This window comes from Dokdonia sp. Asnod1-B02 (assembly GCF_045063955.1).
GTDB lineage: Bacteria > Bacteroidota > Bacteroidia > Flavobacteriales > Flavobacteriaceae > Dokdonia.
The window spans coordinates 842472-864450 of the sequence record NZ_JBEFNW010000002.1 but is presented as its reverse complement, the minus strand read 5'-3'; the positions used below and the strand labels follow the sequence as shown (position 1 = coordinate 864450).

At 37.4% G+C, this 21979-nt stretch carries 20 protein-coding genes; 6 read left to right on the top strand and 14 right to left on the bottom strand.

The window, feature by feature from the left end:
- Positions 1-17 precede the first annotated feature (17 nt).
- The 4 genes from ACJJVU_RS03930 to ACJJVU_RS03915 all read left to right on the top strand — a co-directional run bounded on the left by ACJJVU_RS03930 (position 18) and on the right by ACJJVU_RS03915 (position 4283).
- Positions 18-221 carry a dodecin family protein gene (locus ACJJVU_RS03930; RefSeq protein WP_013751093.1) on the top strand — a complete coding sequence of 68 codons (204 nt, stop codon included), beginning with the start codon at positions 18-20 and terminating at the stop codon, positions 219-221.
- A gap of 148 nt (positions 222-369) precedes the next feature.
- A complete protein-coding gene (locus ACJJVU_RS03925; RefSeq protein WP_405222504.1) occupies positions 370-2409 on the top strand; it encodes a thioredoxin domain-containing protein in 2040 nt (679 codons plus the stop codon).
- 66 nt (positions 2410-2475) lie between these two features.
- Complete coding sequence (locus ACJJVU_RS03920; protein WP_298329265.1) at positions 2476-3321, top strand: mechanosensitive ion channel family protein; 846 nt, start codon at positions 2476-2478, stop codon at positions 3319-3321.
- A 143-nt stretch (positions 3322-3464) separates the two neighbouring features.
- Positions 3465-4283: a mechanosensitive ion channel family protein gene (locus tag ACJJVU_RS03915; protein ID WP_298329268.1), complete on the top strand. Its 819-nt coding sequence runs from the start codon at positions 3465-3467 to the stop codon at positions 4281-4283.
- A 76-nt stretch (positions 4284-4359) separates the two neighbouring features.
- On the opposite strand, the gene tsaB is transcribed toward ACJJVU_RS03915, so the two are convergent.
- From tsaB to ACJJVU_RS03880, 7 genes are all read right to left on the bottom strand, one after another.
- Complete coding sequence (tsaB, locus tag ACJJVU_RS03910) at positions 4360-5037, bottom strand: tRNA (adenosine(37)-N6)-threonylcarbamoyltransferase complex dimerization subunit type 1 TsaB (protein ID WP_405222500.1); 678 nt, start codon at positions 5035-5037, stop codon at positions 4360-4362.
- A gap of 3 nt (positions 5038-5040) precedes the next feature.
- On the bottom strand, positions 5041-6327 hold the full coding sequence (locus ACJJVU_RS03905) for an efflux RND transporter periplasmic adaptor subunit (protein ID WP_405222497.1): 1287 nt from the start codon (positions 6325-6327) through the stop codon (positions 5041-5043).
- 5 nt (positions 6328-6332) lie between these two features.
- On the bottom strand, positions 6333-7790 hold the full coding sequence (locus ACJJVU_RS03900; protein WP_405222494.1) for a TolC family protein: 1458 nt from the start codon (positions 7788-7790) through the stop codon (positions 6333-6335).
- Between the two features lie 139 nt (positions 7791-7929).
- Positions 7930-9099 carry an efflux RND transporter periplasmic adaptor subunit gene (locus ACJJVU_RS03895; RefSeq protein ID WP_405222491.1) on the bottom strand — a complete coding sequence of 390 codons (1170 nt, stop codon included), beginning with the start codon at positions 9097-9099 and terminating at the stop codon, positions 7930-7932.
- Between the two features lie 22 nt (positions 9100-9121).
- Positions 9122-10381, bottom strand: coding sequence for an ABC transporter permease (locus ACJJVU_RS03890; protein ID WP_405222488.1), 1260 nt, complete (start codon positions 10379-10381; stop codon positions 9122-9124).
- Between the two features lie 101 nt (positions 10382-10482).
- Positions 10483-11727 (bottom strand): ABC transporter permease, encoded by a 1245-nt coding sequence (locus tag ACJJVU_RS03885; RefSeq protein WP_405222485.1) that lies wholly within the window; start codon positions 11725-11727, stop codon positions 10483-10485.
- Positions 11720-12421 carry an ABC transporter ATP-binding protein gene (locus ACJJVU_RS03880; RefSeq protein WP_298329288.1) on the bottom strand — a complete coding sequence of 234 codons (702 nt, stop codon included), beginning with the start codon at positions 12419-12421 and terminating at the stop codon, positions 11720-11722. The genes ACJJVU_RS03885 and ACJJVU_RS03880 overlap by 8 nt, the downstream gene beginning before the upstream one ends.
- A gap of 325 nt (positions 12422-12746) precedes the next feature.
- Between ACJJVU_RS03880 and ACJJVU_RS03875 the strand changes: the two genes are divergently transcribed.
- Complete coding sequence (locus tag ACJJVU_RS03875; protein ID WP_405222482.1) at positions 12747-13130, top strand: hypothetical protein; 384 nt, start codon at positions 12747-12749, stop codon at positions 13128-13130.
- Positions 13131-13224: 94 nt separating this feature from the next.
- Complete coding sequence (locus tag ACJJVU_RS03870; protein WP_405222479.1) at positions 13225-15444, top strand: TonB-dependent receptor; 2220 nt, start codon at positions 13225-13227, stop codon at positions 15442-15444.
- Positions 15445-15545: 101 nt separating this feature from the next.
- Here ACJJVU_RS03870 and ACJJVU_RS03865 read toward each other — a convergent pair whose 3' ends face one another.
- The 7 genes from ACJJVU_RS03865 to ACJJVU_RS03835 form a co-directional block, all read right to left on the bottom strand.
- Positions 15546-18047 carry a TonB-dependent receptor domain-containing protein gene (locus tag ACJJVU_RS03865; protein ID WP_405222476.1) on the bottom strand — a complete coding sequence of 834 codons (2502 nt, stop codon included), beginning with the start codon at positions 18045-18047 and terminating at the stop codon, positions 15546-15548.
- A 154-nt stretch (positions 18048-18201) separates the two neighbouring features.
- A complete protein-coding gene (locus ACJJVU_RS03860; protein WP_405222473.1) occupies positions 18202-18480 on the bottom strand; it encodes a hypothetical protein in 279 nt (92 codons plus the stop codon).
- Positions 18481-19026 (bottom strand): DUF420 domain-containing protein, encoded by a 546-nt coding sequence (locus ACJJVU_RS03855; RefSeq protein ID WP_405222470.1) that lies wholly within the window; start codon positions 19024-19026, stop codon positions 18481-18483.
- A gap of 3 nt (positions 19027-19029) precedes the next feature.
- On the bottom strand, positions 19030-19764 hold the full coding sequence (locus ACJJVU_RS03850; RefSeq protein ID WP_298329305.1) for an SCO family protein: 735 nt from the start codon (positions 19762-19764) through the stop codon (positions 19030-19032).
- A gap of 13 nt (positions 19765-19777) precedes the next feature.
- Positions 19778-20461: a hypothetical protein gene (locus ACJJVU_RS03845; RefSeq protein WP_405222467.1), complete on the bottom strand. Its 684-nt coding sequence runs from the start codon at positions 20459-20461 to the stop codon at positions 19778-19780.
- Between the two features lie 129 nt (positions 20462-20590).
- Positions 20591-20974, bottom strand: a complete 384-nt coding sequence (locus tag ACJJVU_RS03840) for a cytochrome C oxidase subunit IV family protein (protein ID WP_298329310.1) — start codon at positions 20972-20974, stop codon at positions 20591-20593.
- 25 nt (positions 20975-20999) lie between these two features.
- Complete coding sequence (locus ACJJVU_RS03835; RefSeq protein WP_339846862.1) at positions 21000-21977, bottom strand: cytochrome c oxidase subunit 3; 978 nt, start codon at positions 21975-21977, stop codon at positions 21000-21002.
- Between the last annotated feature and the right edge of the window lie 2 nt (positions 21978-21979).

The window sequence follows — 21979 nt, the reverse complement described above, 5'->3', positions numbered from 1 at the left end:
ACATTAAAACCAATAAAATGGCAGTATTAAAAGTTATAGAAGTATTAGCAAGTTCTGAGAAAAGCTGGGAAAATGCAGCAGAAAATGCGCTTAAACACGCTAGTAAGTCAATAAAGAATATAAAATCTCTTTATGTAAACGAGCAAAACTGTGTAGTAGGTGATGATGGAAAAATTAAAGAATACCGTATGAACTGTAAGATTACTTTTGAAGTAAAGTAAATCTCTTTTTAAAATATTGATAAAAGTCCCATCTCAAGATGGGACTTTTTTTGTTTGTATTTTTACAAGCCTACCCGTTTTACAATCACACTTACGTCTATAATATCACTCCTTTTTTTCAATCGGCAAGCATTAAAACAACCCCACTATGGAACATCCTTATACTAATGATCTTATACAAGAGACTAGTCCTTATCTCTTACAACATGCCCATAACCCTGTAGACTGGAAACCATGGAATGAGCAAACGCTGGCTCAGGCTAAAAAGGAAAACAAACTCTTATTGATAAGCATAGGTTACTCTTCATGCCACTGGTGTCATGTCATGGAGCACGAGAGCTTTGAAAATACAGAGGTCGCACAACTTATGAACGCGCATTTTATAAATATAAAAGTAGATCGTGAGGAGCGTCCAGATGTGGATAATGTATACATGAATGCTGTGCAACTTATGACAGGCAGAGGTGGCTGGCCTCTTAATGCCATTGCATTACCAGATGGAAGACCAGTATGGGGAGGTACCTATTTCCCAAAAGAGGAATGGACAAGCGCACTTGAGCAAATTGCCAAACTCTATCAAACAGCACCAGAAAAACTCATTGAATATGCAGAAAAGCTTGATCAAGGCATGCAAGAAATGGATGCAATTATCCCGAATGATAGCAATCCAGATTTCCAGCTAGAAACCTTACAAAATGCCATAAGCCAGTGGTCACGACAATGGGACACTAGACAAGGTGGCCTTAACCGAGCGCCTAAGTTTATGATGCCTAATAACTACCTGTTTTTACTTAGGTATGCACACCAAAATCAAGATCAAGAAATTTTAGAATATGTAAATACCACGCTAGAACAAATTGCCTTTGGTGGAGTTAATGATCATGTAGGTGGCGGTTTTGCTCGTTATAGTGTAGATACTAAGTGGCATGTACCGCACTTTGAAAAAATGCTTTATGACAATGCACAGCTAGTTAGCCTATACGCACTAGCCTACACAAAGACTAAAAATCTTTTATACAAGGAAACTGTCTATCAAACCTTAGCATTTATAGCCCGCGAGATGACGACAGAGGATGGAGCCTTCTATAGCGCTATAGATGCAGATAGCTTAACTGCAGATGGAATTCTAGAAGAAGGTGCTTATTATGTGTGGACTAAAAACGAGCTACAAACTTTGATAGGTGATGATTTTGATCTTTTTAAAGAATATTACAACATCAACTCCTATGGAAAATGGGAGAAAGACAACTATGTACTCATTAGACAAGATACAGATCAAGATTTTTCTAAAGAGTTTGGTATTTCAGTACAAGAAATCATTTCTAAGAAAAATAAATGGCATGAGGATTTATTACGCTTTCGCGAAAGCAATAAAGAAAAACCTCGCCTAGATGACAAAATCCTAACCTCTTGGAATGGATTAATGATAAAAGGGTATGTAGATTCCTACCGCGCTTTTAACGATGAGGTATTTCTTACTGCTGCTTTAAAAAATGCAACTTTCATAAGTACTCATCTTATAAGAGAAGATGGCGGTCTCAATCGTACCTTTAAAAATGAAAAGAGCACTATAAATGGATATCTAGAGGATTATGCTGCCATAGTAGATGCCTTTATAGCACTCTATGAAGTCACAGCAGATAAGCAATGGCTTAATAAAGCTAAACAACTTACCGATTGCACCTTTGAACATTTTCAAAATCAAGAAAATGATTTGTTCTTCTTCACATCAAACCAAGATCCTAGCCTCGCAAGTCGAAACACAGAGTTTTATGATAACGTAATTCCGTCCTCAAACTCCATAATGGCGAAGAATATTTTTATGTTATCTCATTACTATGGCGATAATACTTATGGAAATACAGCTAAAGCAATGCTTCATAACATTCAGCCATCTATTGATCAAAGCCCTACTAGTTTTTCAAACTGGATGGATGGGATGCTTAACTATACCATGCCTTTTTATGAGCTTGTCATCGTGGGAAAAAATGCGGAAGTCCTAAGACAAGAGTTGGACGGCTATTACATTCCTAATAAATTGATTGCAACTAGCACTATCAAAAGTGATCAAGACATCTTTAAGGGGCGATACCATGACGATAAAACATTTATCTATGTATGTGTGAATAATACTTGCCAACTCCCCGTTGAGACTGTGAAAGCCGCGTTAAAACTCATGGAAGTTTAACAGAAGTTTATCCTAGAAGATTATGTAACATGTTTGCTTATATCCAATTTTGTAAAAAATTTAAATATGAGTAATCCTCTGGATCAAGTAAGCGAATACCAAGAACATATAGATCAGGCCATAAAATGGATATGGGATTTCATCCCAGGCTTTTTGAGCGCTATGGTTTTGCTATTTATTGGTTTATGGGTCATCCGTATAATAAAAAAACTAGTAGCTAAGTTTTTCAAAAGAAAGGACTATGAACCTACACTTGAAAAATTTATTGCAGACCTCATTAATTGGACCTTAAAAATCGTGCTTTTTGTACTTGTGATTACACAAGTAGGTGTACAAACTACTTCTCTGGTAGCTATCATAGGAGCAGCTGGACTTGCAATAGGACTTGCATTACAAGGATCTCTTGCAAACTTTGCAGGAGGAGTTCTTATCTTATTACTAAGACCTTTTAAAGTAGGTGATTTTATAAAAGCACAAGGACAAGAAGGAACAGTAAAAGAAATTTCAATCTTCCAGACAAAGCTTAATACTTTTGGAAACCAACTAGCTATTATCCCAAATGGAAAGTTGTCTAATGAAACTATTGTAAACTTTACAGAAGAAGGTATACGTAAAGAAGCAATCACCTTTGGAATTGATTATGGTGATGATGTAAAACTTGCCAAAAACATTTTACTTACACTAGTCAATGAACAAGAACAAGTAATCCAAGAAGAAGGAAAAGCACCTATGATCGTTCTTGCAGAGCTAGGAGATAGCAGTGTAAATCTATCGCTAAGATATTGGGCAAAAAATGAAGACTTCTGGAATTTACGCTGGTTAGTACTAGAGGAAGGAAAAGAACGTCTAGAAGCTGCTGGAATTACAATACCATTCCCTCAACGTGATGTGCACGTTCACAATGCTGAATAAGAAAAACTAGACAAGACTCCCATTTGTATCGATTAACGATACATCCATGGTGATAATTATTATATAGAAACTCGCATATATTGATATATGCGAGTTTTTCTATTTTTAGGCTACAAACATTAACAACCTAATAATTAAAACCAATGGAAGATTATCAAAAATGGATTGACCTCGCTATCGAAAAAGGATCAGAATACGGACTCAAAATCCTTATGGCATTAGTCATATGGGTAGTAGGTAAATGGGTTATTGGAAAACTAATGAAGGTTTTCAAGAAAGTGCTCGAGAAAAATAAGAATATGGATAAGACACTTGAGAAGTTTTTATCTAATCTCGTGAGAACTATTTTACTAGTTCTACTTATTATAGCCATTTTAGGACAATTAGGTATAGATACAGCATCTTTTGCTGCTATTCTTGCAGCCGCTGGTCTTGCCGTTGGACTTGCGTTACAAGGTTCTCTATCTAATTTTGCTGGTGGTGTATTACTTATGCTTTTCAAACCTTTTAAAGTAGGTGATCTTATAGAAGCTCAAGGTGAAGTAGGAGTTGTATCTGAAATTCAAATCTTTACTACCAAGATAGCTACACCAGGAAATAAACTAGTTATTATACCAAATGGTGTTTTATCTAATGGTAATATCAAGAACTACACAGAACTAGGAGAACTACGTGTAGACCTTACAATAGGTGTATCTTACGATGCAGATATTAAGGCGACTAAAGAAGCTCTTATGCGCGCTATGCATTCTCAAGAAAATGTACTACAAGTACCTGCTCCATCTGTAAATATGGGTGAGCTTGCAGATAGCTCTGTAAATTATGAAGTGCGTCCTTGGGCTACACCAGAAAATTACTGGGATGTATACTTCCAAACTATCGAGAATTGTAAAATTGAACTTGACAAAGCTGGGATTGAAATTCCTTATCCACATGCTGTCGAAATACACAAAGAAGCTTAAGAAGCTCTTTCTTAAAAGTAAAAATCCCGTAATACAGTATTGTATCACGGGATTTTTTTTTGCTTTAGTATTATTTCTATTTTGCTTTAGGCTTACCTGCAATAAAATCTTTGAGGTAGTACGGTTCAAAATAAGCTACATCTTCAAGATCATTAGCTTCAAATTTTGTTTGCGCCATCGATGCCATTTGAGTTGATGAAGGCAACTCTCCTATTACAAATCTTGCATTAGGATGCTCACATATCTCTTGGAATTTTTCTACACCATTACCCACAAAGTGAACAATTCCTTTATCTAAATATTCGGTAAAGGATGTTTCATCTAGTATTTGTGCTTGGGTTTCTCTGTGACGATTTCCACTATTATCAAAAACGGCACTGTACACTTCCATACGTCGTGCATCAAGCATTGGTATAATGAGCTCGCCATCGTTTACAGTAAGCTTTCGCGAAAGCGCACCTAAAGTATCTACAGAGATAAGTGGTATATCTAGTGCTGCACAGAGTCCCTTTGTTGCCGAAACACCTATACGAAGTCCCGTATAGCTCCCTGGGCCTTTACTTACGGCAATTGCACTAAGTTTATCTTTAGTAATACCTGCAGCATCAAGCACCTCTTTGATAAATACATGTAATCGCTCTGCGTGAGAATACTTTTGAGCATTATCCTCCTGCATTGCAACTACATTTCCATTAATAGACAAAGCCACCGAACAATTTGTGGTGGCTGTCTCAAGACATAAAATATGTGTCATTGTTTATTCTTCAGATTCGTTTTTTTCTTCTCCTTTTACCTCAACTTTATCTCCAGTTTTGAGCGTTTTAGTTACAAGACTATAAGGGCCTATAATGATTTCATCACCTTCTTCTAGACCTGTTAAGATTTCAATTTTAGAGTCATCTTGTATTCCTGTAGTTACGACTTTCAACTTTGCTTCACCACCGCTCTTCACAAATACACATTCAAATTTCTCCTCTGCCGCTCCTGCACTTGTTGTAGACTTAGGCGAAGTGCTTCTTGTAGCACTCGTATCTGTCTTTACAACAATAGCACTTATAGGCGCTGCCAGAATATCGTTACGCTTTTTTGTAATGATATCCACAGTAGCCGTCATACCTGGTCTAAAAGGCGAATATGTATCCTTCTTACCTTCTAGCAAGTGCTTATATGATTCTTCAAGAATACGCACCTTTACTTTAAAATTTGTAACCTGATCTGCAGTAAGTGTTGCTTGAGCAGAGTTTGCAATTTCTGTAACAATACCCGAAAATTTTGTTTTCAAGTATGCATCAACCTCTACAATCGTTGAATCTCCTATTGCAATTTTTACAATATCATTTTCATTTACATCTACCTCAACCTCCATATTATTGAGGTTTGCTACACGTACGATTTCTGTTCCTGCCATTTGCGCAGTCCCTACTACACGTTCTCCCAGTTCTACATTAAGCATAGAGATTGTACCATCGCGTGGTGCAAAAATAGAAGTTCGTCCTAGGTTATCTGTAGCCTGCTTTACTTGAGCAGCTACACTCTGTACATTATAAAAAGCACTCTGACGATTTGCTTGTGCGATATCCAGATCAGACTGTGCTCTTTCAAAATCTGCTTTTGAAATTACTCCTTTATCAAAAAGAGGCTTATTACGATTAAAAGTAAGCTTGGCTTGATTGAGACTTGCTTCTGCTTGTGATAATCCGGCACGGCTATTTTGTAACGCTGCACGACTCTGGCTTACTGCTGCCTGCACTAAGTCTGGATTGATTTTTACAAGTAGGTCTCCTTTTTTTACATCTTGTCCTTCTTTAATAGGAAGATCTATGATTTCTCCAGAAACTTCTGATGATAGCTTTACTTCTATCTCTGGCTGTATTTTACCGGTAGCGGCCACCGTCTCAATGATAGTTGCTCGCTCTAGCTTCTGCACCTCTACAGCCTTGAAATTACCCGACTTACCGAAAGCTCCAGATTTTTTACCTGCGATTAATGCTATTACTACAACAGCAACAATACCTAGTAAAATGAAAAGTGTTTTTTTACTCATTTTGGTTAGAATTTTAGTTCGGTAACGGGAACTCCAAAATAGAGCTCTAATACCTTAATACGGAAAATATAATCATATTTAGAACGCGCAATCTCAATCTGTGCGTTATCGTAACGCAGTTTACTCTGGCTAAAGTCAAAGGCATTTGTAAGACCTACATCATAGCGATCTTTTGCATATGCGTAAGCTAACTCTTGAGACTCAACAGCTATTTTGGCCGCCTCATAACTTTCTCTTGCAGCTTTTGCATCTGTGTATGCTTGATACACCGCAGTTCTAAGGTTTTGCTCTGCTAGCTCTTTTTGAAACTCTGAGCGCATTACATTTACCTCACTACGTTTTACTTGATTTTTTACACTAAATCCATTAAACACAGGAACCCTCAAAGATAACCCATAAGAGATTCCATCATTAAGATATAGTTGCTCTATAAATGGTAGTGGTCCTACTTCATCAACTCCTGTAATATTAGGAGATAAGCTAGTTACAATATCACCAGTGTTACCCACTACTCCAATAGGATTTCCAGAATCTATAAAAGGAGTATCAGGATCTATAGAAGTATTAAAACCGCTTGATCTACTTGACTCTCTAGTATTATAATTAAAGAATGCATCTAGTGTAGGGTAAAAACCTGTCTTGCTTATTTCTAAATCTTTTTTGGCTATTGCTTCATTTTGTTCTGCAATTTTAAGATCATAGCGCGTTTCCTTTGCCGTCTCTATTAATACATCCGCTTGCGTGTCTAATATTCCTTCTCCTCGCACCTCATATTCCCCTTCGGCAATATCAAAGTTTGCGATATCCTTTATATTTAATAGTTGCGCTAAGTTTACAAGACCTATGGTAACACCGTTTTCGGCAGCTACTATACGTTGTCTCTCGCTTGCGTCAGTTGCGCGTATCTCTAATAGATCACCTCTAGGCAATACACCTCCATCCACTAATTCTTGTGTGCGTTGTATTTGCTCCTTAGTCACTGCATTTTGAGTGACAATTACTTTTGCACTTTCTCTTGCAAGTAATACTTGAAGATATGACACTGCCACATTAAGCGCGACATCATCTTTAAGCTTCGCAATATTATAATCGGCTGCGATTTTAGAAAGCTCTGCTCTGTCTAGTACTTTATGGTTTCTAAAGCCATTGATTAATCGCACTCCAGAACTTACCCCAAAAGATGAGTTACGTGTTTGTTGCGTTTCTAGAACTCCAGTTAGCACGTTTTGCGTAAGACCCGTTTGCCAAGAGTTTGATGCCGTACCATTTAAGGTAGGTAAAAATGCTCCTATTGCATCAGAGCGGTCTATGGCTGCAGTCTCTAGATCTAACTCCGTTTGCTGGATATTGATGTTATTATCTATCGCATATTGCACGCATTCTTGCAGGGTCCACTTTTTCTCTTGACTGTAAGTCGTGAGAGCGAGTAACGCTGTCATACAAAATAAGATGGCTTTTTTCATAATCTTGATTGATGTCCAATATGACTATTGAAACGGTTATATGTTACAAAAACTGTTAATTATTTTTTTTGAGAGATTGTTACGCTTTCGCGAAAGCGTACCTAAAACACCTCTGCAAGTCTATAAAACAAAAGGTTATCTAGCCTCTACCTCCTCCAAATCCAGTAGGGATTTTAAGTTGGTTCCACACTTTGATATTATCTTCTGCGGTGATTCCGCTCTTTACTTCTACAAAAATACCATCACTCACGCCTACCTCAATATCACGACGTTCAAATTCTTGATCGCCAGTAGCGACCTCAACAAATGGCTTTTTAGTCTTAGGATCATATTGTACAAGTGCCTCTTTTATGGAAAGAACATCTGTCGCTTTCTCAAGAATAATACTAGCATTTGCACTCAGTCCAGCTCTAATAAATGTATCTGTGTTTGTACGATCTAATGTACCTTTTATTTCAAACTGGATAGCTCCATTTTCGGCTACGCCCTTAGGTGCTATATAATCAAGAGTCGCGTTAAAAGTCATATTTTCTATCGCTCCCACGGTGATTTCTAATGGTAAATCTTCTTTTATTTTACCTACCTCACTCTCGTCCACTTTTCCTTCAAAAATCATTTTATCTACATCTGCAAGCGTTGCCACCGTAGTTCCATCATTAAAATTATTGGCTTCAATTACTTGGTTTCCCGTTTTTACTGGAACGTCAAGAATCATCCCAGTAATGGTAGATCTAATCTGTGTAGTGGCAGCATTACCCAGTCCTCTGGTAGTTCCCGTTTTTATAATATCATAATTTTGAGAAGCACTTGTAAGATTCACTTGCTCCTGCTTTACACGCTGTTCTGCTTGATTATATGAATTCTGAATGCCGTCAAAATCATTTGCAGAGATTACTCCTTTATCAAAGAGCGCCTTCTGACGGTCATATATACTCTTTTGGTTTGCCAGAGCAAGCTTTGCTGTCTCCACTCCCGTGCGTGCTCCTGCAATATTATTCTTTGCATTAGTAAGTGATGATGCATTAGGCACCACCTCAATTTGAGCAATAAGATCTCCAGCTTTGATATTATCTCCAGCCTCTACATAAATCTCTTTAATGATTCCAGACACGTTAGGCTTGATAAGTACTTCTTCCTTAGGGACAATGCTTCCAGTAGCTACCGTTTTCTTAACAATTGTACGACTAGTGGCTTGTTCTGTAGTATAAACAATAGGGTCTTGCTTATCTTTTGTGTAGATATACCAAATGCCTGCTGCAAATAATATGACGATTACAATAAGTGTAATAATGGTTCCTGTGCGTTTCATGGTATGAGTGGTTGATTGTGTTTTATTCTATTCTTAATGCGTCTATAGGCTTCATTTGTATTGCCCTTGATGCCGGAATAAATCCAGCTAGTAATCCTGAAACTATCAGGATAGCGAGTGCAACAAAAATGACATTTATATTTACTGATGGGTTTGCAAAATTATCTACTTTTCCTACTTGGTCTAATATGGTATTCATCACCCATATAAATCCAGCGGCAACTGCTATACCTGCCATTCCCGAGATGATAGTAAGCACTAAAGATTCTTGCAAAATCTGAGATTTAATCTCCCATGGAGTCGCTCCAAGTGCTCTGCGCACACCTATTTCCTTAGTACGTTCTTTTACTACAATAAGCATAATATTACTTATCCCTATAACTCCAGAAAGAAGTACTAATGACCCCACAAAATAGCCTACAAAAGTAAGGATAGAGAATAGCCCCATCACACGACCATATGCTTCAGATAGATCAAAATGACCTATCGCTCGTTTATCATCAGGGTGTATAGAGCGCTGCTCTCTCATGGTAGCAAATACTTGCTCCTTAATGTCTGTAATGTTGACATCTTCACTGGCAGTTATTGCCATCCACCCTACGTTATCACCTCTATTAAAAGCTTGTGAAAATGTGGTAAAAGGCACAAAAATAGTATTTGCATCTTCCTCTGCGTCTCCACTACTTTTTGGGTTTCTAAAAGTGCCCACCACTAGAAAGTTTACACCATTTATTTTAATGTAGGTGTTGAGAACATCTTCTCCATTATCATACAAACCTTTCACTACATCTTCTCCTATAACACAAATCTTACGTTTTTCATTAATATCAGAATATGAGATATAACGCCCAGAAGTAATGTCTTGAGGCTGCTGTTTTATAAATTCTGGATAATCTCCGTAGATACTAAAAGCTCCTGTTTTTTCATTGCGCGTCACATTATTCGCACCATTAAAACCACCCAGCTGATTACGTGGTGATATATATTTAAGTTCTGGATACTTTTCTCTAAGGATCTCAACATCTTCTAGTTTAAAACTAAATCTTCTACCCTTAGGTAGTCCCTTGTACGATATAGATGTCCCTTGCGACCACATAAACATAGAGTTTGTGGCAAAGTCACCAAAATCTGCCGAAACTCCGTTCTTAAGTCCGTTGGTTAATGCAAGAAGCAATACCAATATTAAGATTCCCCAGAATACACCAAATGCAGTAAGTAACGTGCGAAACTTATTTGCATTGAGGGCTTCTAATATTTCATTCCAGCGGTCTTTGCTAAACATCTTGTTATACCTTGTAAGGTGCTTTTAATTAAACGTTTGTTCCTCCTTGTATAATGGAAGTATCTTATGAGTACGCTTTCGCGAAAGCGTGATAGTTAATTTTATTCGTCTCTTAGTGCTTCTATGGGTCTAATATTTGCGGCCCTTCTAGCTGGAATATAACCCGCTAGCGCACCTGCAACTATTAATATAATCACTGTTGAAATTGCTGTTATAAAATCTACTTGAGGAAACTTAATAAAGTCACTATCTATTTGTGGTCCTATGAGTTCCAATAAACCTACGCCTAGAAACAAACCTAAAAATCCAGCGATTGCGGTAATAAAAATAGATTCTTGTAGTATCATCCCAATGATAGAACTAGGTAATGCGCCTAGCGCCTTTCTCACTCCAATTTCCTTGGTGCGCTCTTTTACGATGATGAGCATGATGTTGCTTACTCCTACTACCCCAGCGATAATAGTTCCTATGCCTACAAACCAAAATACCATGCGTATGGTGTCTATAAGGCTATATATTTTTTGTGCTTCTTCAAGATTATAATTTACACGCACTGCGCTTCTATCATCTGGTGATATCTGATAGCGTGACTTAATCTCATCTTCAATACCCTGACTCACTGCTGCAGATAATGCTACGGCTTCATCAAAATTTTCAGACATTTTTACGGTAAATGCCATAGAGCGCAATTTGTCTCCAGCGTTAAATACTCTTTGCGCTGTACTAAGCGGAATGAAAATTCGAGATTCCTCGCGTTCACCTCCTGGATCTGTAAAGACTCCAGCTACAAGAAAGTTAATGCCACTTATTTTAATAGTTTCACCGATAGCATCTTCAGCTTTAAAAAGATCATTTTTTACTTTTTGACCTATGATTGCAATTTTTACGCCCTCGTCTTCGTCTTTTTGAGTGAGAAATCTGCCTGCAGAGAGTGTTGCGTTTTCTATAAATTGCTGTCCATAGTTTGCTCCTTCTATACGATAATTACCAGACTCGTTGCCATAGTTTACTTGACCACCCCAGATATTATATAATCCTGTTTTATGCTCTAAGGCCTCACCAAACTTTGTGTTGACATTTTCATAATCACTGTTATGCATCTGGATACGCCTACCAGGATTAAGACCTGCATATTCCTTTGTAGTAACGCCCGTCCATACATTTACACGGCTTTCGGCATCTTGAGCAAATTGGGTTTTTACACCTTTTTGAATTCCTGTACTAAAACCAAGTAAGATTACTAGGATAAAAATCCCTGAAGCCACTGATAGACCAGTAAGAAACGTACGAAGTTTGTTTTTTCCTATGGTCTCAAAAATTTCTTGCCAGCGTTCTACATCAAACATGATTGATTGCCTTTACTTGATTTACGAGTGTGTCATCTATTATGCGACCGTCTTTTAAGTTTACAATGCGTTTAGTCATCTCTGCGATATCTGGCTCGTGGGTAACAATTAAGATTGTTTTTCCTTCATCATTAATTCCCTGTATGAGATCCATCACCTCATAAGATGTCTTTGTATCCAGTGCTCCCGTAGGCTCATCTGCTAGTAATACTTTTGGGTCACTCGCAAGTGCACGCGCTATTGCGACACGTTGTTTCTGCCCTCCAGACATTTCGCTAGGTAAGTGTGTTGCCCACTGTGCAAGACCTACTTTTTCTAGATAATGCATGGCTCTGTCTGTGCGCTCTGCGCGCTTCATACCTTGATAGTATAACGGCATAGAGACATTATCTAAAGCATTCTTATAATTGATAAGATTAAAAGACTGGAAGATAAATCCTAAGAATTTATTGCGGTATTGGGCTGCTATTTTTTCATTGAGGTTTTTGATAGGGACATTATCTAGGGTATAATCACCCTCATCTGCCTCATCAAGCATTCCAAGTATATTTAAAAGCGTCGATTTTCCAGACCCAGAAGATCCCATGATTGAAACTAGCTCTCCTTCTTTTACAGAAAAGTCTATACCCTTAAGAACGTGAAGCGAGTTGCTCCCCATCTGATACGATTTGTGAAGACCTTTTATTTCAATCATAGTCAATGGTTTATAACAATATTAACATTTAACAACTTAAATACTGTGAATTTCTTGTTAAGACTATCTGAGATACAAGCAAGCCTTTACGCTGTGAAATGTATTGAATAGACTGTTTTTGAGAGTTTCTGTTACACTAACATATGTTAGCGTTTTGTTAAAGATAATTTTATGCTTTCGCGAAAGCGTAACCCTAATTTTCTTAAACTATTCTTAAAACGAAACCCTCGAGGTCATATTACCGTAAGTTCTATAGTAGATTCACACATACAAACTGAAAACTAACCATTACATACCATCCATTACCAAAACTATCGCCTTTTGCATGGCGGTCTTTTGCTTGCTATCACCTATACAAAAGGTGGTTTTCCAGCTTGCACACAATATTGAACATGCCATCGCGCAGGACAATCATGACAACCCACCACATCACCACGAGACTCCAGCTAGCAATCACCATGGGAATGATGTTGCTACACACCACAGTCACCGTGCTCTTACTTTTCTTAAATTGGTTTTTAACGATAATGACCAACAGCCTGAGCATTTCAAAAGCGACGAAAAATATAATACAGACAAACAATTGTCACAAACCTATTACCCTACTCTAGCAAGTACTACTCCTATTGAGATAGTACATAACTGGTGGTACCTAGAGAAAAAGTACACTTCACAAAGAGATTTGGTTATACAGCCTCCACGGCTGTAGTATTCTCACTATGGAATACTGTTTTTATACTCGTCTATCGCTAGGCTAGTCATATAAACACGCACAAATACATTCAAATCTCAAATATAATTATATGAAATTCTTTCTTGGAGTCATCACGATGCTCCTTATTATCCCATTATACGGCCAGTCTATTAAAGGTGTGGTACTAGATGAAAATGCTAGCCCAATAGAAAATGCAAATATATTTAATAAAGAATCCGGACAGCACGCACATACGAATGCTACAGGCTTCTTTAGTATTCCTAAAACAAAAGTAGGCGACTCTCTATATTTTTCTAGCCTAGGCTATGAAACCCTTCTTTATGTATTATCAGAAGGTGAAAAACAGTTACAAATTAAGCTTGAGCCTAAGTCATTTTCACTTGACCAGGTTCTTATTGTATCTGAAGTAAACCAACTAAGCAGAATTGTAGATATAGACGTGCAAAACAATCCTGTGAAGTCATCACAAGAAATATTACGTAAAGTACCTGGACTGATTATAGGGCAGCATGCAGGTGGAGGAAAAGCAGAGCAAATTTTCTTACGTGGTTTTGATATTGATCATGGTACAGACCTCGCGCTTAGTGTAGACGGACTCCCTGTTAATATGGTCTCTCATGCCCACGGACAAGGATACTCAGACTTACACTTTGTGATTCCAGAAACTATACAGAATATAGAATTTGGTAAAGGTCCTTTTAATGCTCAGCAGGGTAACTTTGCAACAGCGGGATATATTGATCTTAAACTTAAAGATGTTGTAGAAGACAATTTAATTACTCTTGAAGTTGGCCAATTTAACACCCAGCGCCTTTCGGGTTTATTCCCAGTGCTTAATAAAGAGTATAGCTCGTTATACTTCGCATCAGAGATATACCTTACTGATGGACCTGTAGACTCACCACAGAACTTTAATCGTCTTAACTTGATGAGTAAATATATTTATGCCAAACCTGGAGAGGAAGAGCTGGACATTACATTATCACACTTTCAGAGTAAATGGGATGCCTCTGGTCAAATACCACAAAGAGCTGTAGATGCTGGATTAATAGGCCGTTTTGGAGCAATAGATGATACCGAAGGTGGTACTACGAGTAGAAGTAATATCTCTCTCAACTACACTAAAAACTTAAATGATAGTGACACTTTTAAGACCAGTGCCTTCTTATCTAAATATGACTTTGAACTTTATTCAAACTTCACCTTCTTTCTTGAAGACCCTGTAAATGGTGACCAGATAAGACAGCACGAAGACCGCGTATTAATGGGTGTTCAAAGTTCTTTTGAACGTAAGGATACAGAGGTTGCTGGTTTTAATCTAGATTATCAAACGGGTGTAGGTTTTAGATATGATGATGTGAATGATGTAGAATTATCACGCACAAAAAATCGTCGTGAGACACTGGAAAATCTATCCTTAGGTGATGTAGATGAGCTCAACGCATTTGGTTACTTTAATGCCGAATTTAAAAAAGGAGATTGGAACATTAATCCGTCTGTACGCTTAGACTATTTTAAGTTTGACTATGTGAATGAGCTAAGTCCTGTTTATGATAATCGCAGCGAAAACAAGGTAGCCTTTAGCCCTAAGCTTAATGTGATTTACACACCATCTACTACATTTCAATATTTCCTTAAAACTGGTATAGGCTTTCACTCTAATGACACACGCGTAGTTGTAGCAAATGAAGGTGAAGATATTTTACCAGCGGCTTATGGTTTTGACATAGGTACTATTATTAAACCAGCCGACCGCCTTGTGGTCAATGCTGCATTATGGAGCTTATTTCTAGACCAAGAGTTTGTATATGTAGGTGATGCAGGAATTGTAGAACCTAGTGGACGCTCTCGCAGAGTGGGTATTGAGCTAGGTGCTAGATACCAGTTTAACGATTGGTTATACGCATACTCAGATGTAAACTATACGTATGCTAGAAGCACAGACGAACCTAATGGAGCAGATTTAATACCACTAGCACCCGACTTTACGGCAGTAGGAGGAATTAATGTAGATAACTTAGGTGCATTTTCTGGATCGCTTTCTTACCGCTTTATTGATGATAGAGCAGCAAATGAAGACAACTCAATCGTAGCAGACGGTTATTTTGTTACAGATATGAATCTCAACTATAAAGTAAAAAACTGGACGTACGGAATTGTGATCGAAAATCTATTTGACACTGAATGGAATGAAACTCAATTTGCTACAGAAAGCAGATTGTTTAATGAGACACAATCTGTAGAGGAGATTCACTTTACACCTGGTGTCCCTTTCTTTTTAAGAGGTAAAATCTCTGTTTCTTTCTAAACAAACGATTTGTTTTATTACCTAAAAAAGTAAAGGTGGACGGTTATACCGTCCACCTTTTTTTATTTGGAAAATTACGCTTTCGCGAAAGCTAAAAAAGTCTATCCTTCAAAATCATCTTCTCCTTCACCACCACCTCGGCTACCACGCTCACGTTTCTTCTTTTGATTAAATCTATACGTAAATGCTAGATTAACCGAGCGAACTCTAAACTGGAACTCACTATCACTTGTAAAAGAGTCTGTCGTAGTAAGTGATTGTCTCTTACTTGAATTAAATACGTCGCTCACGTTTAAAGCAAGTGTCGCGTTATCATTAAGTATGTCTTTACTAAATGCTAGGTTTGTAAATAAGAAACCTTCTGTATCTGTCTGTGCATTGTTGCTAGGACCTCTGTAGAAAATATTAGTTTGCCAGTCAATTTTATATGGTAAGGTTACTTTTGCACTTCCTCTTGTAAAGAAGCTAAAGTTACTAGCCCCATAATCTACACCATTAAAAGAACCGTTTGTTTCAAATAAGAATGCATTTGCACTCAAGTTTAATCGCAACCATTTATTAGGATTGTACAGAACACCTAATTCTGCTCCATAACGCTCGTTTGTACTTAAGTTAATAGGAAGTGTTCTAATGATAGGCACTCCATTTGCAGTGACTAATCCTGTATCTTCTTGAATACGCTCAAAAGAATCTGTCTCATACTGGTAGTACACAGATGATGTAAGTGTCAACTTATCCCATCTTTTTAAATATCCTAGATCATATGCACTTGCAAATGATGGTACAAGATCCGGGTTTCCTTGGAAGATGTTTGCTTCACTTGAACGCGATGGAAAAGGGTTAATAAAACGACCTCTTGGTCTGTTAATACGTCTGTTAAAACCTAAAGTAATATTCTCACGCTCATTAAACTCATAAGTAAGATTTAATGTAGGGAATAAACCATCTGTTTGGTTGTCAAAATCAAGATTAGTCCCTAGTGGGTTATCATCAGAAATTACTGCATCTACCGTTCCTTGCTGTCTTGTATTTTCATAACGAAGTCCCGCTAAGAAAGAAAAATCACCAAACTTATCTCCATACTGTGTGTAGATTGCGTGTACATCTTCTTTGTAAGTAAAAATGTTAGATAAGCCATCATCTCTTATAAATGTACCTCCTGCAACATCTTCTTCTAGAAGTGTGTAATCTGTTTCTGTTTCTTCAAAGTTTCCTCTATATCCTATCTCAAATTGAGCAGTCTCACCTATAGGTCGTACATAATCTATTTGCGCTAGGTATTCTGTTTGATCTTCAATCTGAGTAATATCTTCTGTAGGTAGGTTTTCTAAAGTTGGGAAAGAGTTAAACTCTGTAATAAGAGAAGTCTCTGTTTCCTCATCTCTAGCATATTGTAAAGCTGCGGTAAGCTCGTGCCCAGACTCATCAAACTTTGTAATAGAATTAAGTGAGAATTGATAGGTCATGTCCTCTTCATTCTCGCGCTCAAGTCTCGTTCTTGACACTGTCAATTCATTATCTGGTGTAAACTCACTGGTAAAGTTATCTGTACCAGAATCGTTATCTCCTAATCTTAAGAAACCACTTGCAGTTACAGATGTTTTTTCTGTTAGAAAATACTCAATACCTAAGTTAGTATTAAACCCTCCACGGTTTCTATCAAAATCTCTATCCTCTCTAAGAATACGATCTATCTCACTTGTAAAAGTTTGCTCACCATCTGCCCCTATTTCTGATGCAAAATATTGATTTTCGGCAGAAGCATTTCCTGGAGAAGTACGTTTACTATACCCTGTGGTATTAAAAATATTAAACTTATCTGTTCTTAGGTTTATATTTCCTGTGATTCCGTAACGTTCTGGGTAGCCTACATTAGTCTGTATAGAACCATTAAGACCTAATGTTTTCTCTTTCTTCAGTATAATGTTGAGTATACCTGCCGTTCCTTCTGCATCATAACGAGCAGATGGAGATGTAATCACCTCTACACGTTCAATAGCATCTGCTGGTAATTGACTCAACGCATCTACAGATCCAAAACCTGCAATTGCAGATGGTCTACCATTAATTAAAATACGCACGTTTCCGTTCCCTCTTAAGGCTATAGCTCCATCCACATCCACTGTAACAGAGGGTACATTACTAAGTGCATCACTTACTGTCGCACCACTTGTGGTAAGATCTTTTCCTATGTTATAAATCTTTTTATCCAGTCGCACTTGAACTTCTGTAGTCTCTGCACGCACAATTACTTCATCCAGAGATTGAGAATCTATGGCTAGTGTTTGTGTAGGTAAGTTAGTGTCCTTAATAAGACGTTGAGCAGAAAGTACTTTTGTTTCAAACGAGATAAACTCAAACTTCACATCATATACGCCTGCTGGTAATTCTATGCGATATTTTCCAGATGGATCTGTGATTCCTCCTGTTACCACTTTACCATCTGCAGTGGCAAATGATACTGTTGCATACTCTAAAGGTATATTAGTTTCTGCCTCCATTACTGTACCAGTAATAACAACATCTGGTCGATCCCCACCAGGTCGCTGTGCTACAGCAACTAAGGAAAATGACAGTAATAAAAGGGTAATAAAATTTTTCATCCGTTTGATAGTTTGGTTCTAAAATTAGACACGCAAATTACGGATGGGTTTAGTCGGGTTGTCCTAAGGTTTTGTTAAAGAATAATAAGTATTAAACCTTGGAGTAACTAAAGGAAAAATCAACTGAGAGCAAGTGAGTTGAAAACAGTAACTTTTACGACTCAATATGCTCTTCTTGTGACTCACTAGAAGCATTTTTTCTAGATTTATAAACGAAGTAGAAAACACCACTCACAAGGATATATGGAATTACCATAAGGTACTTTATTCCATTATTTATTCCTTTGGCAGTACTGTTATCCTCTTCAGATTCTAGGACTGCACGACACATGGCGCACTGAGTAGTAGATGCTACCACTGTTGCATTTAAGTCCGCTTTCGCGAAAGCGCAACAGAAAAATATTACAACTAGTACTTGTTTAAGATTTTTCATCTAGTGGATGTAATAAGGAGAGATCATTAAATACACAACAACGCCAGTAATTGCAACATACAACCATATAGGAAAAGTGATGCGTGCAAGTTTTCTGTGTTTATCAAAGCGCTCTGCAAGTGCACGAACATACGTAAGAAGTACTAAAGGGATAATAATGATTGACAGTAAAATATGGCTTATTAAGATAAACCTATAGACGTATTTAATAACTCCTTCACCTCCAAAACTTGTAGGGTCGGAGGTCATGTGATACGCTATGTATAGTAGTAGAAATATGACTGATAGTGTTATTGCAGTTTTCATCAAACGCTCGTGCGTTTTTCTATTCCCTTTCTTGATAGCAACCACCGCCAGAATGAGCACAATAGCCGTAATTCCATTTATAGTAGCATATATAGCTGGCAAAAAAGTAAGCGGTTCCACATCAAACCCAAAATCTTTGAGCTTAATTCTTGAAAGGATTGCAACGACAACAGGTATTACTGTGGCCAATATAATAATCCAAACTCTGTATTTCTTCTCTGTAGGGTTAAGTGTACTCATAATCTATTTAAGTAATTTCTGTATGTCTTCAATAAGTATATCTATCTCTGGCGTTTCTCCTCCTTCTGGCACGTTCTCATTCATAGGGACAAAACCTCTGTAATAAGGTTTAGCATTGCCATATGGGTCTAATCTAGAGCGTATGAAACCATTTTGATCAATAAGTGCAAACAGTCCTGAGTGGTATAGGTCACTCTCATCTCCTTCTTCATTAGTAGCAAGATAAAAACCTTCATTAGAAAGCTTTCTAATAACAGAACGATCGCCAGTCATGAAATTCCAGTTAGGGTTAGTTACTCCATATTCTTCTTGATACTTTTTAAGCACCTCTGGTTGGTCGTGCTCTGGATCGATAGAGAAAGAAGCAATTCCAAAATCATCACGACCTTCAAACCTCTTTGATATTTCAATCAAATTATGACTCATTGGGATACAAATATCTGTACATCTCGTAAAGAAAAACTCTACTAGGTATACTTTGCCTTTGTAATCTGCATTTGTAATGGTATCGTTATCTTGATTTACAAATGAAAACGGTGGGACTTTTCTATCTACTCCACCTTGATTAATATAGATTAAACCATCTGGTGCATCATTAATCTTCTCACCACCCTCTTGATGCATTCTACCACCGCGGGATACATCATCATTTGCTATGCGCTTGTAAATCTTTGGGATTACAATGATCCCAAAAATAAGCACAATGGCAGCTATTCCTATATATGTATTTTTTCTCATGACTTAATAGCTATTACTTGTTATCTCTGCGTTGCTCAATCTTAGGACTTGCATTATTATTCTTCTTAAGTGCCAGTCTATATTCTGCCAGTAATATTTTTACGTCATCCTTAAGATAACCCATTTCTACAGCTTGTGTAAAATCATAGCCGTACACATTTGCCTTCTTTTCCTCGTGACCAGAACGTAACGCTCTTGCCTTATCTATCACAAACACATTAGGATGTCCGCCATCATTCATCATAGAAAGTGAGGTACCTAGTGTATTAAAATGCTCTTGAGTTTGTTGCTTTGATGCTACGATGAAGCGCATTTTTGAAGTGTCAAAAATACGTGATAATTCTGCTCTTAGATTATCGATCACTTCTTCACTTCCTTCATTTACAAATAAAACTAATTGGAAATCTGTATAACGCTCAAAGTATTTGAATATCATTAAATTCAAATTAGCCGTATAGCCTTCATTCCCCTTAAGTCCATCACCTAGGTAACCAACTAAAGTTATGTGATCATCAAATGTAAGTGGAGCTTCAGGTGTTGCTTCTGTTCTAATTTCTTGATCTGCATACATACTAATATCTGCTACCTCTGGGGTAAGTAAGGGTAAGTTTGCAAAGTTGTAAACTCCAGACGCAAAGAAGAGATAGATAAGCACTGGCAGCACAAAAAGCGATATGAGAACGATTTTCTTTTTCATGTTACAAAGATAAATCTCAAGAAGTAATCGAGCTTATAATTGGTTTCAATTTTTATGAAATAACGCTTTCGCGAAAGCGTAACTACAAGACATAAAAAAAGCGACTCGAAAGTCGCTTTTAATTATTTATTAGAAATTCCAGCTCTGGAATCCTGTGTTGTAAACTTCAAAGATGTAATCACCTTCTGTAAGTAATATGAAAACCAAGTAAGATATAAGGAAGATACCTGTCCAAACTACTGCTCTTCGTAATCCTTTTACTTCGTCACGCATGTGCATGAAATCCCAAGTGATGTAATATGCCTTTACAATGGTAAGAATTATGAAGATCCAGTTAAGGAGTTTCATTCTTATAAATGTAGTTTCAATTAAAAACTCTGGCTTTATAATACCTAGAACAACTTCTACAGCTGTGATAATAGAGAGAAATATTAATACTCCCCAGATCTTCTGAATGTTATTCTTGAACTTTAATGTTCCTCTAAATATTGCAAGTTTATGTTCGTGTGCCATAATATATAATAGTCTGAAAGGTAAATTAAACTAGGTAGAAGAATGTAAATACAAATACCCATACAAGGTCTACAAAGTGCCAGTATAAACCAACCTTTTCAACCATTTCATAGTGTCCTCTTCGCTCGTATGTTCCAAGAACTACGTTAAAGAAAATAATGATATTAATCATTACACCAGAAAATACGTGAAAACCATGAAATCCTGTAATAAAGAAAAAGAAGTCTGCAAAGAGTGGCGCTCCATATTCATTGTGAATAAGGTTTGCTCCTTCTACTACAAGTTTTCCATCCTTAGCTAGTTTGGCAAGAGATTCTTCTCTTGACAATACCGTCTTCTCTCCATTTTCTGTAAGAGTCTGGATACGAATTAATGCATTAGGAGTAGCTTCAAAACCAGCTTTTACTTCTTCAATTGAGTATGTAGTAGGTGCAGCCTCATCTGAAAACCAAACTCCATTTTTATTAAGGTGTTGCTCTCGCTCTCCCACTTGCGTAATTGCAAAATCACCAAGTGCCATACGGTTACCATCTGTATCAACGAACTGAAGTATCTTACCTCCCTTTGTTTCAACTGCACCGTAATCACCTTTAATAAAAGTAGCCCACTCCCATCCTTGTGATCCCACGAAGATGATACCACCTATAATTGTAAGGAACATGTAGAATGCTACACTTTTATGCTTTAAGTGGTGTCCTGCATCTACAGCAAGTACCATAGTTACAGAAGACATAATCAATACAAACGTCATAAACGCCACGTATATCATAGGGAAGTTTCCGTGTATGAAAGGTACGTGTGTAAATACTTCGTCGGCTATTGGCCAAGCATCAATAAATTTAAATCTAGAAAAACCATATGCGGCTAGAAAGCCAGAAAAGGTTAATGCATCTGATAAGATGAAAAACCACATCATTAGTTTTCCGTAGCTCGCTCTTAGTGGTTTATTACCACCACCCCAAGTTGTTCCCTCGGCGTCGTTGTTTGTCACTGTCGTGTCCATTC